The organism is Myxococcus qinghaiensis (assembly GCF_024198215.1).
GTDB classification, from domain to species: domain Bacteria; phylum Myxococcota; class Myxococcia; order Myxococcales; family Myxococcaceae; genus Myxococcus; species Myxococcus qinghaiensis.
Window position 1 is genome coordinate 636,204 of sequence record NZ_JAKCFA010000002.1, and the last position, 16,587, is coordinate 652,790.

A 16,587-nucleotide genomic window follows, 5' to 3' on the forward strand; every position below is an offset into this window, starting at 1 on the left:
CCGCTCACGTCCTGAACTGGGGGTGCTCGCGCTCCCACTTCACCAGGTCCGCGAGCCCCTCTTTCACGGACACGCGCGGACGAAAGCCCGTCTCACGCTCCAGGGCGATGGGGTCCGCCCAGGTGCCGTCCATCTCTCCAGGCTGGGCGGGCAGTGGCCGCAGCACGGCACGAGTCCCCACGTGGCGCTCCAGCATCGCCACGAAGTCGCGCAGCGAGACGGGCTCGCCTCGGCCCACGTTGAGCAGGCGATACGGCGGTGTCGTGTCGGGCGGACGGTCCAACACGTGCAGCACCGCCTCCGCCACGTCGTCTACATGCGTGAAGTCGCGTCGCATGCGGCCCTCGCCATAGAGGTCGATGGTGCGCCCCGCATGCAAGGCGCGAAGGAAGCGCAGCGGCGCCATGTCCGGGCGTCCCCACGGGCCGTAGACGGTGAAGAAGCGCAGCCCGCTGGTGGGCAGGGCGTGCAGGTGGCTGTACGTGTGGGCCAGCAGCTCTCCGGCGCGCTTGGTCGCGGAGTAGACATTGAGCGGGTGGTCGGCGGAGGCACTCTCCACGAAGGGCGGCGGCGTGTCCGCGCCATACACGGAGCTGGAGGAGGCGTAGACGAGGTGCTCCACGCGCGCGGCACTCGCCTGCTCCAGGACGTGGAGGAAGCCCGTCACATTCGCATCCAGATAGGACCGGGCGGAGGCACCCGCCGCGCGGACGCCGACCTTCGCCGCCAGGTGCACCACGCGCTCGGGGCGCTCTTGTTGGAAGATTCTCGCGAGCGCGGCGCTGTCGGTGATGTCGACCGGATGACAGGTGAAGCGTCCGGCGTCGGGGGAGGCTCGGAGTCGGGCCAGCCGGGCCTGCTTGAGGGGCACGTCTCCTGAGGGGTCCAGGTTGTCCACGCCGAGGACGGTGTCCCCTCGCGCCAGCAGCCTCGCGCTGACGTGGTGACCGATGAAGCCCGCCGCTCCGGTGACGAGGACCCGCATGCAGGCCGCACGCTCCCATGCCCCCCTGGCGGATGCCACGTCCACGGTGTGACGAACCGCCTCGCCGAGCGTCCCGCAGGGCGCGACACCTGACTTCCCGTGGCCCCTGCTTGGACGTAGGGTGAGCGACATGGTGTCCGTGAACCAGCTCCGACCCTTCGCCGAGGCCTCGCTCGAGGCCTTCCGGGCCGCGTCAGGCCCGGTGGCGCTCATCCAACAGCCTGTGGACCCGGTCTTCCGGAGCGTCGCCCAGCAACTGACGGGGGCGCGCACGGTGGGCATGGCGCACCGCTCGCGCATGACGGAGCGGCTGCTCGCGATGCTCCGCGACTTCGACAACCTGGAGGTCCACTTCCTGAACCCGAAGGTGGACGGGGAGGAGCTCACCGTCGGCCGCTCGGAGTGTGACCTGGTGGTGCCGGATCCGTCCGTCTCGCAGCACCACGCGACGCTGCGGTGGAATGCCGCGACGGGCGGCTTTCTGGTGCGCGATGCCCAGTCGATGAACGGCACGTGGATCAACGGCGCGCCGCTGGGCTTTCGCGCGCAGGTGACGCTCAACGACGGCGACACGCTGGCGTTCGGCGACGCGCAGTTCCTCTACCTGCGCGCGGAGACGGTGCACGAGCACCTGCGACTGGCGAGCCCCCGGGCGACTCCCTGAGGACGAGGGGCGTCAGGGCACTTCCTTGACGATCTGGATGACGGCCTTGCGCAGATAGGAAGTGTAGTCCGTCTGCGACTGGTACAGGCCAATCATGGCGACGGTGCGGCTCTCCGTGCGCCAGAGCAACTGGCCGTCGGAGGAGATGACGCCGGCCTCCATCAACACATCGGCGCGGCCCATCGTCTGTATGCCGGAGACGTCGACCCAGGACAACACGACGACGACGGCGGCCTCCGCGTCATTGGCGCGGATGACGGACACGACTTCATCCGTGGAGGGCGAGGGCGCCGCGGAGATGCGCGTCCCGGCGATCTCGAAGCCCCGCTCGCGGAGGACGGACTCAGCCTGGCTGACGAGGACGGTGCGAGGGTTGCCCTCGCCCATCAAGTCCTGGCGGTAGGACGACATGGGCAGCGAGTCCACGCGAGAGCCGACGACGACGACGACCTTGCGAATGGCCCCCGCGGGACGGACCTCCGGCGCGGCGCATGCGGTAACGAACAGGGACAGCAGGAGGAGAGCGGAGGCGCGCATGGAGGCCCTGGGCAAAGAGGTGGTCACTCTGAATAACCACGGGGGATGGGTGCGGGCAAACGGGGATGCCGTGTGCTGGGGCGTGGTATCCACGGAGGTGTGCGCGCATGGCCTCTTTGCTGGGTCGTGATGCGAGCAAGGAACCGCCATGAGACGATTCGCCACGCCCGGCCTTTTCTTCGCCCTGCTGCTGTCCTGCGCCACCACCTCTCGCGAGGAGCCTGCACAGGTGCCCGCGTCTGCATCGGAATGCCCGACACACAAGCTCGACTTCACCCAGGAGACGGGATGTCGGAACGACGGCTCGGTGGAGTTCTGTCTTCCCACGGGTGATGAAGCGCTGCTCGCCCGCGTGAGGCAAATCACTTCCACCTCGCTCCAGTCGGGAGCCTCACGAGGCCGCGTCGGCTGCAACATCCCCGAGGAGACGCTCTACTTCTTCCCTACCGGCGACACCGAATGTGTCTCACGTCACGGCGCGCTCACCCCCGCCGCATGGGCCACCCTCTGCCGCATCGCCGAGCTTCCAGTGATACGGAAGATCACCCCAACCTGGTACGAGTAGCCTTCTGCTCCGAGCTGTTCAAGCACGTCTTCCAGGCAATGTCGGTCATGGGTCGGGGCAATCTCAAACTGGAGATACCCTTCGTCTGTGGCCACCTCAGAACTCGTCCGCGAGCACGCCGTGTCTTGAGAGGCTTTCAGACTCATCTGAGTCAGTGGGGGTGCCTCAGGCCTGCGTCTGGATTGCAAATACAAAGTGGCCGCGGGCAGTGCGCGGGAAGCGTGGGCTCAGGCTTGCCCGCGCACATCTCGACACACACGTCGGCGACCAACGAGCATGATGGATCCCTTCGCTCACTGCAACCAGCCGCGATGCTGCTCCCCAAGGAGATAAGCATGATCCAGCGTCTTGATTGCACGCCCCTGCTCCCTTTTCCAGCAACGGGTACGAGATCTTTTCCCAGACACCAGCGTGGCGAAGCTACCCACGCGAAACAGGGATTGCAAAGGAGAGCGCCCTTCGCGGCACGTCAGTCAAACAAGCCCTGCAGATAGAAGCGGCCGTCCCTCATGTCCCGGAACACCCACGCGGGGCCCAGTCCCTCGAAGTGCACGCGGTAGTAGTCGCGCTGGAAGGGTGACTCGGACCACCACTCCCCTCCCAGTCGCTCTGGCCCTGTCACCGCCGTCACCCGGTGCCGCCGCCCGCTCACTCGCGCCGCCAGCAACCGTCCCGTCTCCGCCACCTCCGCGTCCAGCCACGCGGGCTCCGCCAGCAACCGCGACGGCCGCTCCTGGAGCCCACCTCCCACTGGCACACGCTCCGCTCGCGTCCCCGCGAACTCCCCCGCCCAGCCCGCTCGCGCCTCCGGCGGATGGAAGGCCTTCATCCCATGCGCTCCCTCCGGTCGGTGCACCGCCTCCAAGCCCGCCGCGCAGAGCGACTCCTCCCCCAGCGTCGTCACCAGTCGCGACAACACCACCTCCAGCGCCGCATCCCCCTCCGGCGCATCCCCCAACGAGAGCTGCTGCTCCCGGTCCTCCGAGCACTCATCCACCCGCGCGGACACCTCCGCCACCGGGTTCTCCAACCGCAGCTCCTCCAGCCGGTGCCGCGCCAGGTCCAGCAACAGCTTCGCCTCCGCTGTGGGCCTCGCCAGCGCCAGCGTCACCCGCTGCTGCCCCGATGGATCCAACTTCAGCGTGAAGGTGATGCGCACCGCCGCCTGCCGCCGCCCCGACAGCCGCGCCCCCAACCTGTCCAGCAGCGTCTTCAGCGCGAAGCGCAGCGGCTCGAACGACTCCGCAGGCCAATCCAGCACCCGCCGCTCCTCCATCACCTCCGCCAACACCTCCTCGACGAAGGGAGTGTCGTCTTCCCCACAACACCAGGCATGCACCCGCGCCCCATTGACTCCACCGCGCGCCACCACCGCCCCCGCCGGCAACGCCGCCACCTCCCCCAACGTGCTGAGCCCCAGCGCGGAGAAGGGCGCGCTCTCCCTCCCCTCAATTGCCGCCAGGGGCAACGGCGCCAACGCCCGAGCCGCCCTTCCCTCGGGAACCACCTCCACCCGCCGCGCCCCGTACCGCGCCAGCGCCCGCGAGGTGAACGCCTCCGAGGCCACCGCCACGTGCGCCCGGTACCCCAGCTCCGAGCACAGCGCCAACGCCCGAGAGCACAGCCCGTCCTCGCCTCCGGACAGGTGCGCCGCCCCCGCGTCCAGCCACAGGCCATCCGGCGCGGAGAGCTGGAAGCCTGGCGCCAGGCACAAGAGCGCCTCGCCCAGCGCCACCAGCGCCCGCGCCTCGTCCTCCGGTCGATAGGGAAAGTGCCGCAGCCCCGGCTCCAGCGCCGTCGCCGCCGTGAGCGTCGTCCCGGGCCGCACCCCCGCCTTCAGCGCGGACGTCGACGCCGCCGCCACCCGCCGCTGGCCCCGCGACTCCTCCACCAGCACGAAGGGCCGCCCCGTCAGCTCCGGGCACTCGAGGACCTTGCGCTGTACCGGGAAGCGCGTGAAGTGCAGATATGCCCTGCGCATGGCACGTGCCTCAGTGCGCCGCCGAGGCCGCGCTCAACCCCGCGCGCAGCGACGGCATGGCGCCATCCCGCCCGGGCCGCTGGCCCTGGATTCCCAGGCCATTGCGCGCCACCCACGCCCCCTCCTTCAGGAAGTCCGGCGTGGCATCCGCATCCACCGGCCCCACGTCCAGCATCCTCCCGCCCCCCTCCAGCCCCAGCTCCGGGTACAGCGTGCTCCACGGCACCACCGCCCGAGCCCCCGTCCCACCCCGCCGGCTGCGCACCACCTCCACCGACCACCCCTCCCCATCCCCCGACTCCGTCCGCAGCCGCGTCACCCCATCCGCCGGCGCATCCGGAGAGGTGAGCAGCAACAACAGCCCGCCTCCCCGCTCCGCCGCGTCCGCCAGCTTGCGCGCCTCCGCCAGCCCCACCCGCGGAGGCCGCCCCACCGCGCCCACCCCTCGCGTCAGGTCCAGCACCACGCAGGCGAAGGCTCCACTCCGGGCGAGCTGCACCGCCGCCCACACCCGCTGCTCGGGCGCCTTGGGACGAACGATGAGCAACCGCTCCAGGTCCACGCCCTGCGCCGCGGCCGCCGGGGGATAGAGCTCACGCGGCCCATCCACCCACGCGCACAGCCGCTCCTCCCGGTGCGCCGCCGCCACCGCGCTCAGCGCCAGGCTGGTCCGCCCCGAAGCCGCCTCGCCGCACAGCTCCACCGCCTGTCCCAGCGGGAAGCCGCCCGAGGGCAAGAGCGCGTCCACCGCCTCCATCCCCGTGCGAAGGACGGCCAGGTAGCGCCGGGGCGCCGCCTGCAACTGGCGGATCCGCTCCCGGAGCTGATCCACCACCGAGCCCGTCGGGGCTGCTCGCTGCTCCAACGCCGCGCTCATCTCGCCTCCTCGCCGGAACCCGGCACACCGAACAGCCGCCTGGACAGCGGTTCAGTATGCTCACGGGTCTGACGTGCGCTCGCACAGGACGCACGGCGATGGGCGAGGCGACACGACGCACCAGCTTGGATCCGCTGGCCCGAAGCCAGGGATCTCAAGCCCCTGCGAGTCCTAGCCGGCGCAGATGACCTTCACTTCCACCTTCTCGTCGTCCGCCCGGCGCAGGCAGCTCCCGCCGAAGTAGAGGCGCGCGGGGCGCTCCTCACCGGAGGGCTCGTACGTCAGGTCCCCCGCGGCCACCGAGCACGTCTCCACCGTGCCCCCGGCGCGCGTCAGCTCCACCCGCGCCAGCCGCGGATCCGGCAGGTTCACCACGTCCAGGCTCTGCGCCACCGCGGCCAGCTCGGCGATGCCCAAGAGCGTGTCCCGGTAGCTCTCCCGGCAGATGGAATCCAGGTTGTCGAACTTGGTGTCGAACTTCTCCGACATCGCCCGGTGCCGGTGCCCCGGCCCGTACGACGTGGGGCAGTCCACGTTGCGCACGTACGTCCCCTGCGGTGTGACGTCGAGCACCAGCTCCGCCCGCTTGTCGCTCAGCGCCACCGGGCCCACCGTGGCCCAGAGCACCTCGCGGCGCCCGCCCTTCGAGTCCCGCAGCGTGCTGAAGAACTGGAAGTACTCGTCCACCGACGTCAAGAGCGCCGCGTTCTCGCTGCACTTGTCCACCGCCGTGTCGTTCGGGATCGCGACCGGCGGCGGACGCAACGTGGAACTGCAGTCCTCCTCGTCCGTCACCACGACCACCAGCAGCCTCGCGCCGTCGCGAAGGAAGCCGCCGTTGCCTCCCTCGCCGATGGAGGTGTTGGCCAGGGGCTCGGAGACCGCCAGGCGCACGGCCTCGAAGGGGGACTCCTGCCCGCTGCCCGCCGTCCCCTGCTGCACCAGGCGGCGGAAGCGCTCCAGCAGGTGCTCGTCCGTGCTCTCGATGTAGCGCGCGTCCGAGGGCTGACCGTCCGCCTCCGGAACAGCCTGGAGGTGCCCAGACTCGGCGGGGTATTCGAGGTATTGCTCCGAGCCCTGGAAGAGGATCCGCCGGTAGACGGACGTGGTGATCACCCCCACGCGGAAGTCCTGCGTCACGCCGCCGCCCTCCTGGAGGGCCTTGATGAAGGCGGGCAGCTCGGTGGCGATGCCGGCCTGCTCCTCCGCCATGGAGGCCGAGTTGTCGATGACGAAGAGGATGTCCGTCTTCTGCGGCGCCACGACGGGAGACTCGCTCTGACACTTGCCTGGAAGGGTGGAGCCCGCCTCGTCGACGGGCGACGTGCAGGACGCCACCCAGAGGGCCGGCAACAGGAGCAGGGGGGCATAGGGCTTCAGCTTCATGGGGCCTCCTAGGAGACGGCGCGCCCAGGCGGCGCGACGCATCAGGGCTGGGGGGGCGAGCATGCCCCACCCCGGGCCCGGAGGCGAGACAAGGTGCAGCGTCTGGCATCCGACTTGGACGTGGAAAATCGCACACGGCGTTTGCCATGGGCGTTTTGGTTGTTACGTTGGTTCATCTGCCGCAAGAAACCGACAGATGTTCACCGGCTCGGCCGCTCGCACGGCCGGGCTTGAAGACGAAGGAAGAGGCCGAACTTCATGTCCGATGAGAAGAAGAAGGGCACCGCCGCGAGCGCCATGCCCACCGCGATGGCCCCTCCCGGGCTCATCAACAAGGAAGACATCCCGCAGGTTCTCCCCATCCTGCCCCTGCGCAACAGCGTCTTCTTCCCCGGCGGCGTGCTCCCGCTGGCCGTCGGCCGCCAGAAGACCATCGCCCTGATCAAGGACGCGGTGCGCGACGACCAGGTCATCGGCGTCGTCACGCAGCGCCGCGCCGAGGAAGAGGATCCGGGCGCCGCCGACCTCTACACCATGGGCACCGTCGCCCGCATCGTGAAGCTGCTGAAGATGGGCGAGGACAACTACTCGCTCGTCGTGCAGGGGCTCGCGCGGTTCCGCGTGGTGGAGCTGGTCCAGGAAGCCCCCTACCTCAAGGCCCGCGTCGACGCGGTGGAGGACAAGACCTCCGCCGAGAACGTCGAAGTGGAGGCCCTGGGCATCAACCTCAAGAAGCTGGCGCGCGAGGTCATCGAGCTGATGCCCGAGCTGCCGGCCGCCGCCACGGAGCTGGTGGAGAGCATCACCCACCCCGGCCACCTCGCCGACCTCATCGCCGCCAACGTGGACGTGCCGATCGAGGAGAAGCAGGCCGTCCTGGAGACCGTTGATCTCAAGGCGCGGATGAAGCTCGTGCTCGAGCTGCTCAACCGCAAGCGGGAGATCCTCAAGCTCTCCAACAAGATCGACTCCGCCGTGAAGGGCGAGATGTCGAAGACCCAGCGCGAGTACTACCTGCGCCAGCAGCTCAAGGCGATCAAGGAAGAGCTCGGGGAGATGGGTGAGGAGGAAGAGGAGCTCGACGAGCTCCAGGAGCGCCTGAAGAAGGCGGCCCTGCCTCCCGACGTGGAGAAGGTGGCGAACAAGGAGCTCAACCGCCTGAAGACCATTCCGGCGGCCTCCAGCGAGTACACCGTCGCGCGCACCTACCTGGATTGGATCGCCGACCTGCCGTGGTCGAAGATCTCCGAGGACAACCTCGACATCGAGAACGCGCGCCAGCAGCTGGACAAGGACCACTTCGGCATCAAGAAGGTCAAGAAGCGCATCCTGGAGTACCTGGCGGTGCGCAAGCTGAAGAACGACATGCGCGGGCCCATCCTGTGCCTCGTCGGTCCTCCGGGCGTCGGCAAGACGTCGCTGGGTCAGAGCGTGGCCAAGGCCACGGGCCGCAAGTTCGTGCGCCTGTCGCTCGGCGGCGTGCGTGACGAGGCGGAGATCCGCGGCCACCGGCGCACCTACGTCGGCGCGCTGCCCGGCCGCTTCATCCAGAGCATGAAGAAGGCCGGCACGAAGAACCCGGTCATGATGCTCGACGAGATCGACAAGCTCGGCGCGGACTTCCGCGGAGACCCGAGCGCGGCGCTGCTCGAGGTGCTGGACCCGGAGCAGAACAACTCGTTCAGCGACCACTACCTCGACGTGCCGTTCGACTTGTCCAAGGTGATGTTCGTCGCCACGGCGAACCAGCTCGACCCCATCCCCGGTCCGCTCCGTGACCGCATGGAGATCATCGAGCTGTCGGGCTACACCTTCGAGGAGAAGCAGAGCATCGCGCGGATCCACCTGGTGCCCAAGCAGCTCAAGGAGCACGGCCTCAGCCCGGATCACATCGAGATCACCGACGAGGCGCTGCTGACGCTGACCACGGCGTACACCCGCGAGGCGGGCGTGCGTAACCTGGAGCGGCGCATCGCGGACATCTGCCGCGCGGTCGCGGTGGAGGTCGCGGGTGGGAAGATGGACAAGCAGACCATCAACCCGGATCGCGTGAAGGAGATCCTCGGGCCCGAGATGTTCTACTCGGAAGTCGCGGAGCGCACGGAGGTTCCGGGCGTGGCCACGGGTCTGGCCTGGACGGCGGCCGGTGGAGACCTTCTCTTCATCGAGGCGACGAAGATGGCGGGCAAGGGCGGCATGACGCTCACCGGCCAGCTCGGCGACGTGATGAAGGAGAGCGCGACGGCGGCGCTGAGCTACCTGCGCAGCAAGGCGGAGCTGCTCGGCATCAGCTCCAACTTCCTGGAGAAGACGGACCTGCACCTGCACTTCCCGGCGGGCTCCATCCCCAAGGATGGTCCTTCCGCGGGCGTCACCATCCTCACCGCGCTCACCAGCCTGCTCACGGGCATCCGGGTGCGGCACGACACAGCGATGACGGGCGAGGCCACGCTGCGTGGCCTGGTCCTGCCGGTGGGTGGCATCAAGGAGAAGGTGCTGGCGGCTCACCGCGCGGGCATCAAGCGGGTCATCCTGCCCGAGCGTTGCCGCAAGGACCTGGTGGACGTGCCTGACCAGGCGAAGAACGAGCTGGAGTTCATCTTCGTCACGCAGATGGACGAGGTCCTCAAGGCCGCGCTGGAGACGTCGCCGTTCAAGTCGTCGGCGGGGACTCCGGGTGGCGAGCCGGGCAAGGAGGCCCTGCCTCCGCAGGCCGCTGACGCTGGCGCGGCTCCCGAGGTTCGCGCTTAAGCGCGGGCCCCTGACGGCCACTGAGTCATGACGCGGGCAGGTTCCTCCTTGCGAGGGACCTGCCCGTTGTCTTTGCGGGCGCCCTGCCCTGCCCCGCTGCTTCAGTGCCGCGTCGGCGGTGTGTCCTGCGCGTCGGGCCCGGAGAGCCGCTGGGAGAGCAGGCCGAGCAGCTCCTGGGTGGAGAGCCTTCCCGCGCCGTCCTTGCCCTCCAGCACGTCCGCGACGAGCGCGCGCTTGTGCTCGTGCAGGGAGAGCATCTGCTCTTCAATCGTGCCGCGCGCCACCAGCCGGTAGACGGTGACGGGGCGCTCCTGGCCGATGCGGTGCGCGCGGTCCGAGGCCTGATCCTCCACGGCCGGGTTCCACCACGGGTCCAGGTGGATGACGCTGTTCGCGGCGGTGAGGTTGAGGCCGAAGCCACCGGCCTTGAGGGAGATGAGGAACAGCGGCGCGGTGCCCTCCTGGAAGGCCTTCACGGCCTCGGCGCGGCCCCGGGGCGTGGTGTGGCCGTCCAGGTACTCGTAGACGATGCCGCGCGCGTCCAGCACCTCCCGCACCAGGGCCAGGTGCGAGGTGAACTGGCTGAAGACGAGGGCGCGATGCCCCTCGGCGCGCAGCTCGTCCACGAGCTCCAGGAAGCGCTCCAGCTTGGAGGACTCCACGCGCGACGCGGCGTCGTAGAGGCGCGGATGCGAGGCCAGCAGTCGCAGCCGGGTGAGGGCCGCGAGCACCTCGAAGCGCTGCTCGTGCTCGCGCTCCCGTCGCTCTCGCATGACCTCCGGCCGGGACTCCAGTGCGGAGATGGCCGCCAGCCGCGCGTCCTCGTACAGCGTCCACTCGTCCGAGGACAACACGACGGGCACGCGCACGTCGGTGCGTGGAGGGAGCTGCGCCTCCACCTGGGCCTTGGTGCGACGCAGGAGGAAGGGTTGCAGCACGCGGGCGAGCGCGGGGGCCGCCGTGGGGTCCACGCGTCGCTCGATGGGGATGGCGAACCGGGTGCGGAACGCCTCCTGACTGCCGAGCAGCCCCGGGAAGACGAGGGAGAAGATGCTCCACAGCTCGCCCAGGTGGTTCTCCAGCGGCGTGCCGGAGAGGGCGAACTTGAAGTCACCCTGGAGCGCCCTGGCCGCGCGGAAGCGATGCGTGCCGGCGTTCTTCAGGGCCTGGGCCTCGTCGAAGACGATGGTGGCGAAGCGCAGCTCGGACAGCCGGCCGATGTCGCGCGTCAGCAGGCCGTAGCTGATGACGAGCACGTCCCTGGGCCCCAGCCGTTCGAGCAGCCCGCCCCGGTCCGCCGCCTCGGAGAAGAGCCGCATCCGCAGCGAGGGCGCGAAGCGCTTCGCCTCGTCCATCCAGTTGAAGGCCACGGAGGTGGGCGCCAACACGAGCGCGGGGCCGTGCTTGCTTCGCTCCAGCAGGACGGCCAGGGCTTGCACCGTCTTGCCCAGACCCATGTCATCCGCCAGCACCGCGCCCGCGCCCCATGAGGCCAGTCGCGTGAGCCAGCGGAAGCCCTCCGCTTGATAGTCGCGCAGCTCCGTCTTCAGCGTCGCGGGGACCTTCGGCTTCAGCTCCTTCGCGGCGAAGATGCGCTCGACGAGCCCCTGCCAGGTCTTGTCCGCCTCCAGCTCCGCGCCCGCGCCACTCAGGGCGGACAGCGACTCCGCGGCGGCCGGCCCTACTTCCAGGCCATGGCGCGACGAGTGGGCATGGTCCGCGAGCCGCTCCAGGTGCTGCCGCAGCGCCTCTTCGACCTCCACGTAGGTGTGGTCCTTCACCAGGACGAAGCGCTCCTTGCGGCGCGCGGCATCGAGCAGTCGCGCCAGCTCCACGCGCTCGCCCTGCACCGCGAGCCCGCCGAGCATCCCGAACCAGTCCCGCTTGCGCTCGACGGTGATTTTCAGCGCGCTGGCGCCTCGGTGGCTCGCGATTCGAAGCGGTGAGCCCAGCCACTCCAGCTCTGGACGCGGCTCCAGCTCCTGACACGCGGCGAGCAGCGCGAGCGCCCCCTGCACTCCGGTGAAGGTGTACGAGAAGGGCATCACCTGTGGCTCGGCCAGCGCGAAGGGCAGGCGCGTCTGGAGCGACTCCGCCAGCGCCAGCTCCTTCACGAAGTCGCGCACGGTGTGCACGGCGTCGTTGCCACGGCGCACGTAGACATCCCGAGGCCCCTCACCGGGGATGAAGGATGTGCTGTCCGGGAGGGCTCGCACGCGCAGGTCCGCGCGCACCGCGCCGCCGGGCTCGAGTTCGAGGCGCAGCACCGGGAGCTGGAGCACGGGAACGCGCTCGCCCATGACACCGCGAGGAAGCGACACGGGCAGCCGCACGGCCAGCTTCGCCAGCTTCTCCAACAGCACGCCGTGGCTCTCCGGCGGGAAGACGTTGCCGTGGCGATGAAGCACCGTGGCGAGCGCGCGGACCTCCGGGCCCACGTCCAGGAGGGTGAGCTGACGCGCACCCTCGTCCCAGAGGAAGAGCGCCTCCTCGGGCTTCGACTTGCGCACGCGTTCCACCATCGACGAAGCCAACGTCGCGCCGTCCACGCCCGCGGTGACGACCACCGCCCCACCCCGCTCCACCGCGACGATGCCCACTTTGGCGCGCTCGACGTGGACGAGCAGGTCCTGCGTGCCCTCCTGATAAAGGCGCGGATGTTCCACCAGTTCGACGAGCAGCGCGCGGGAGGCGGGCCCGTCGTTGTCCGGGAGCAGCGACGCGAGGCGCGCGTCGAGCGAGGACAGCTGCGCGCCGTGCTCTTGAAGCAGCTTGCGTCGGCTCACCTTCGCACCCGTCGAGCGCTGACCCTTCTTGTTGCGCCGGTGCACGTACGGGTGCACCTCCACGCCATAGCCCTCGATGACGTCGACGCGCCAGGAGATCTCCACGCCCGCGCCGCTCCCAAGGCCCTCGTCGAGCGCGCGCTCCAGCGCCCGGAGCGTGCGGTCCCAACCCGGACGCACCAGCTCGTCGAGCGTCTCGCCGAAGCCCTCCGTCCAGGGCTGGCGCAGCCACAGCAGCACCGTGTCGATGGCCGCGAGCAGATGGACACACGGAGGCGCGCCACAGGTGCAGTCGCCCTGCACGGCGGTGGGCGTGAAGGTGAGATTCGCCTCCGGGAGGATGAACCCCATCTGCGCGCCGTAGGGCAGCTCCGAGCAGCGCGTCTCGCGGAAGCGGAAGCCCGGGAGCTCGGAGTCGAGCTGGAGCGCGTCGCGACTCAGGGCGCTCGTGGGGCGTGGGGCGACGGTGTGGGGCGCGCGACCGCGCAGGTCCAGGAGCAGGGCATGGACGCGGTGCGTGCGTGCCTCCGGGGGCGGCGCGAGGCGTTCGGGGAGCGAGGCGCGGGCCTGCTCCGTATTCCGACGCTCCTCCTCCACGAAGCGCCACGCGAGCAGCGGGAGCAACTCCTTCATCTTCGGAGACGGGAGGGACTCCTGGCTCCAGCGCGTCCGAGCCTCCTCACTGAGCATCTCCACCAGGCGGCGGCGGGCCGTCGCGGGACGGGCCTGGGGGAGGAGCGCGGCGTCCACCCAGGGCATCAGGACGGTGAGGCTCAAGCGGGAGAGGTGCTCGATGCCGTGCTCGCGCAGCCAGGAGCGCAGGGCGCCTTCCGTGGCGAAGTGTGGGACAGTCGAGGGGACGGGCTGCGGGCGCTCCACGGACATGGCCCTTCGCTTCTTCGCGAAGCGGAGGGGAAACGCAAGCGCGACGACGAGGCGGCCGGGCAGGCAACCTTCCTTCCGTGACTTCCGCTTCCCCGCCATTCCACGGCACACTGCGGAACGACGCTCCCTTGCCGAGCGTCGGACCCGTCAGGATGAAAACCGCTGGAGTGTGGGGACTGGGAGTCATCCTGCTCGCGGGGCCTGCGTGCACGCGGGCCTCGACCGAGGCGAACCGCGTCCCCCTGCCCGTCGATTCGGGCGCGGTGCGGGAGTCGGTGGAGGGCAGTCGCTCCTCGCTTCCCACCGCTCCGGCCGAACCCAAGGGCGTGGTCGTCGAGCCTCCCGCGAAGCCGCCCTCTGGAGAGCCCGAGGCCCACCGTGCGTCGCCGAGATGGCCCGCATCCGGGGCGCCGCTGACGCTCGTCTCGGCGCGTTTCCCCCAGGGGTTCGGCAAGCAGCGCGTGTATCTGGACGCAGGACATGGGGCGGAGGGGAACACCGGCAACCGGTCCGTCACGTGTGAGGACGAAGAGGTCTTCACGTTGCGCGTGGCCGAGGACCTGGCGCGGCGACTGGAGGCCACGGGCCGCTTCGAGGTGCGCCTCAGCCGCAAGTCGGGACAGCGGGTCGCCTACGCCGACCGGCTCACGGAGGCCGAGCGCTGGGGTGCGCACGTGCTGGTGAGTCTCCACTCGGACTCACGGGGGATGGCGCAGCCGTGGTCTCCCGCCGAGGGCCAGGAGTGCAATCGACAGGACGCGACGCCGGGGTTCAGCGTGCTGTGGTCCGAGGAGGCGGAGCCGTCACTTCAGGCGCGCAGGGCCTCGTTGGCGCGGGCGCTTGCTCGGAACCTGTCCCAGGTGGGCTTCCTGCACTACGACGGCGTGGACTACACGGGGCTCTATGCCGCTGACTCCGCGCAGGCCGGGGTCTTCGTGGCGAGAGAGCCCACGCATCGACGCATCTTCGTGCTGCGCAAGCCGACCATCCCCTCCGTCATCATCGAGACGCACCATGCGCTCGACTTCGAGGAGGCCGCACGGTGGCGCGAGGAGCGCACGCTGGAGGCGTTTGGTTCGGCGGTGACGCAAGGGCTCGTGGATGCCTTCACGCCAGCTCTCGTCGCGGCGCCCCAGGCGAACAGCCGCTGACGAGGACCTTGCGTCAGCGCAGCCAGGCGAAGGCGCGCTCGAGCTGGACCACCGCGTCGTCGAGATAGCAGCGGCCATGTGCGACCAGCACCTGCCGCGGCTGCCATCCGAGCATCCGTTGGTAGCAGGCGCGCGCTTGAGACTTTCGCCCCCAGGATGTCACCTGAACCTCGAAAGGCGTCTGCCCCGGCCACATGGTGGCACCGAGAGCGAGCAGCCACCGGAAGCGCGGCTGTACGCGCTCTGGTTCGAGCGCCATGACCATGTCCGCGAGGATCAACGTCGCGGAGCCCTTGTGGAAGAACACGACCTCTTCGACGAAGCGGCTGCCTCGGAAGATGAGCTGTTCGAGGTCGTTCGCCCAGGCCTCCGGGGCACCATCCTGGAGATCTGCGTCGAAGGGAACATCGAGCTTCTGCGAGCGTGCGCGCTCACGAACTCCTGGCGAGGCCCAGACCGTCGCATGCGGGTAGCGCGCCTTCCAGGCTGGGATGGCCGCGTAGTGGAACCGGTTCGGCGACACGAGGTGCTCGACTCGCCCGAGCGCATCGAGTTCCGCGAACAGCTCGGGTGTGGGCGCCGTGGGCGACCAGAGCCACAAGCCCCCTGAGCGCAGCCGGACGATGACCATGCGCGTGGGAAATGGCAGCGTCACCGGGCCATAGCTCATCTTGGCGACGGGCCCATCCACCCACCAGATGCCCTCTGCGACGGGCTTGAGCGTCGAGAGCGGAGCGTAGGGACGTACCCCTTCGCTCCACTCGCCGGGTTCATGGGCGCTGTCGCGGTTTCCAGCAGTCATGGCCCTGTCATACCAACTCCGGGACGCTGCGCACCTCGACTATGTGCCCGCGTCCCGGTCGTCTTCGCGTTCCACCTTCGCCTCTGCGTCCCCGAGGATGCGCGCCAGTCGCGAGGCCAGTGCGTTGACGTACGGGGCTCGCAACGCGCTGTAGTGGTCGCCGCCGACGTCCTCCACGGTGAGTTGGCCGGGAGCGACCCAGCGCGACCAACCATGGCTCGCATCCACGGCGCGCTCGCGCTTCGCGTCCTTCGCGCGGAGCAGCAACATGGGTCCACCGTAGGGACCTGGACGATAGGCGGATAGCGCACGGAGGTTCGCTCGCGTCACATCACGCCAGGCTTGGAGGTCGGTGTCCTGGACCTCGGGAGGCAGCCAGCCGGCGCCGCGTGCATGTTCCGCGAATCGGGCGAACTGCTCGTCTTCCGTGAGACCCATGAGCAGCTCCGGACGCAGCGTCGACTCTGCTCCTGCCGTGCGCGCCAGATCCATCGCCATGCCCGTGAGCAGCAGCGCGTCCTCTGGCGAGGTCATGAGGGATTCGTCCCCTGGAGCGAAGCTGTCGAGGAGCACGAGTTGCTCCACCTGTTGTCCCTGTCGCTCCAGCTCACGCGCCATCTCGAAGGCGATGACGCCACCCATGGACCAGCCCCCCAGGATGTAGGGGCCCTCCGGCCGCACCGCTCGCATGGATGCGACGTAGCGACGGGCCAGCGCATCCACCTGCTCCAACGGGGCCTCGTCTCCGTCCAACCCAGGCGCCTGGAGCCCATAGAAGGGTCGCTCCGTTCCCAGCGTGCGCGCGAGCAACCGGTAGGGGCCCACCGCGCCACCCACCGCGTGAACGAAGAACACCGGTGTGCCCGAGCCCTCACCCTGCAACGTCACGCAGTCTCGGACCGCGCCACCCGCCCGAGTTCCTTCCAGCCAGGACGCGAGCTGCTCCACCGTGGGTGCTTCGAAGAGCGCACGCAATGGGACATCCACGCCCATGAGCGCGCGCACCCTCGCCACGACTTGCGTCGCCAGCAGCGAGTGCCCTCCCAGCTCGAAGAAGTCGTCCTTCCTCCCGACTCGCTTCGCTCCCAGCACCTCCGCGAAGACCTCCGCCAGCTTCTCTTCCGTCCCCGGCCTCGGCGCCTCGTACTCCTCCGCTGCCTGCGCCACGTCTTCCGGCGCCGGCAATGCCCTGCGGTCCACCTTCCCGTTCGCCGTCA

General features: G+C 69.6%; 12 protein-coding genes. 4 read left to right on the forward strand and 8 right to left on the reverse strand.

The window, feature by feature from the left end; genetic code table 11:
* Window positions 1-4 precede the first annotated feature (4 nt).
* The gene (locus LZ199_RS05070; protein ID WP_253992495.1) at window positions 5-985 is read right to left on the reverse strand and encodes an NAD-dependent epimerase/dehydratase family protein; all 981 of its coding nucleotides are present in this window, start codon (window positions 983-985) and stop codon (window positions 5-7) included.
* Between the two features lie 130 nt (window positions 986-1,115).
* On the opposite strand from LZ199_RS05070, the gene LZ199_RS05075 reads away from it, so the two are divergent.
* Complete coding sequence (locus LZ199_RS05075) at window positions 1,116-1,649, forward strand: FHA domain-containing protein (protein ID WP_253992496.1); 534 nt, start codon at window positions 1,116-1,118, stop codon at window positions 1,647-1,649.
* A gap of 12 nt (window positions 1,650-1,661) precedes the next feature.
* On the opposite strand, the gene LZ199_RS05080 is transcribed toward LZ199_RS05075, so the two are convergent.
* Complete coding sequence (locus LZ199_RS05080) at window positions 1,662-2,186, reverse strand: hypothetical protein (RefSeq protein WP_253992497.1); 525 nt, start codon at window positions 2,184-2,186, stop codon at window positions 1,662-1,664.
* 148 nt (window positions 2,187-2,334) lie between these two features.
* On the opposite strand from LZ199_RS05080, the gene LZ199_RS05085 reads away from it, so the two are divergent.
* Complete coding sequence (locus tag LZ199_RS05085; RefSeq protein ID WP_253992498.1) at window positions 2,335-2,751, forward strand: hypothetical protein; 417 nt, start codon at window positions 2,335-2,337, stop codon at window positions 2,749-2,751.
* A gap of 469 nt (window positions 2,752-3,220) precedes the next feature.
* Here LZ199_RS05085 and LZ199_RS05090 read toward each other — a convergent pair whose 3' ends face one another.
* The 3 genes from LZ199_RS05090 to LZ199_RS05100 form a co-directional block, all read right to left on the reverse strand.
* Complete coding sequence (locus tag LZ199_RS05090) at window positions 3,221-4,732, reverse strand: Y-family DNA polymerase (protein ID WP_253992499.1); 1,512 nt, start codon at window positions 4,730-4,732, stop codon at window positions 3,221-3,223.
* Window positions 4,733-4,742: 10 nt separating this feature from the next.
* Window positions 4,743-5,609 carry an ImuA family protein gene (locus LZ199_RS05095; RefSeq protein ID WP_253992500.1) on the reverse strand — a complete coding sequence of 289 codons (867 nt, stop codon included), beginning with the start codon at window positions 5,607-5,609 and terminating at the stop codon, window positions 4,743-4,745.
* A gap of 171 nt (window positions 5,610-5,780) precedes the next feature.
* Window positions 5,781-6,995 (reverse strand): vWA domain-containing protein, encoded by a 1,215-nt coding sequence (locus LZ199_RS05100; RefSeq protein ID WP_253992501.1) that lies wholly within the window; start codon window positions 6,993-6,995, stop codon window positions 5,781-5,783.
* 258 nt (window positions 6,996-7,253) lie between these two features.
* Between LZ199_RS05100 and lon the strand changes: the two genes are divergently transcribed.
* Window positions 7,254-9,746: an endopeptidase La gene (gene lon, locus LZ199_RS05105; protein ID WP_253992502.1), complete on the forward strand. Its 2,493-nt coding sequence runs from the start codon at window positions 7,254-7,256 to the stop codon at window positions 9,744-9,746.
* A 101-nt stretch (window positions 9,747-9,847) separates the two neighbouring features.
* On the opposite strand, the gene LZ199_RS05110 is transcribed toward lon, so the two are convergent.
* Entirely contained in the window at window positions 9,848-13,417 is a 3,570-nt protein-coding gene (locus LZ199_RS05110; RefSeq protein WP_253992503.1) for a DEAD/DEAH box helicase, read from the reverse strand.
* Between the two features lie 152 nt (window positions 13,418-13,569).
* Here LZ199_RS05110 and LZ199_RS05115 point away from each other — a divergent pair, with 152 nt between their 5' ends.
* Entirely contained in the window at window positions 13,570-14,568 is a 999-nt protein-coding gene (locus LZ199_RS05115; RefSeq protein ID WP_253992504.1) for an N-acetylmuramoyl-L-alanine amidase family protein, read from the forward strand.
* A 13-nt stretch (window positions 14,569-14,581) separates the two neighbouring features.
* On the opposite strand, the gene LZ199_RS05120 is transcribed toward LZ199_RS05115, so the two are convergent.
* Together LZ199_RS05120 and LZ199_RS05125 are read right to left on the reverse strand one after the other, a co-directional pair.
* Window positions 14,582-15,370, reverse strand: a complete 789-nt coding sequence (locus tag LZ199_RS05120; protein WP_253992505.1) for a DUF4336 domain-containing protein — start codon at window positions 15,368-15,370, stop codon at window positions 14,582-14,584.
* Window positions 15,371-15,409: 39 nt separating this feature from the next.
* Window positions 15,410-16,587: alpha/beta fold hydrolase (locus LZ199_RS05125; RefSeq protein WP_253992506.1), on the reverse strand; the 1,178-nt coding region annotated here is incomplete at its 5' end.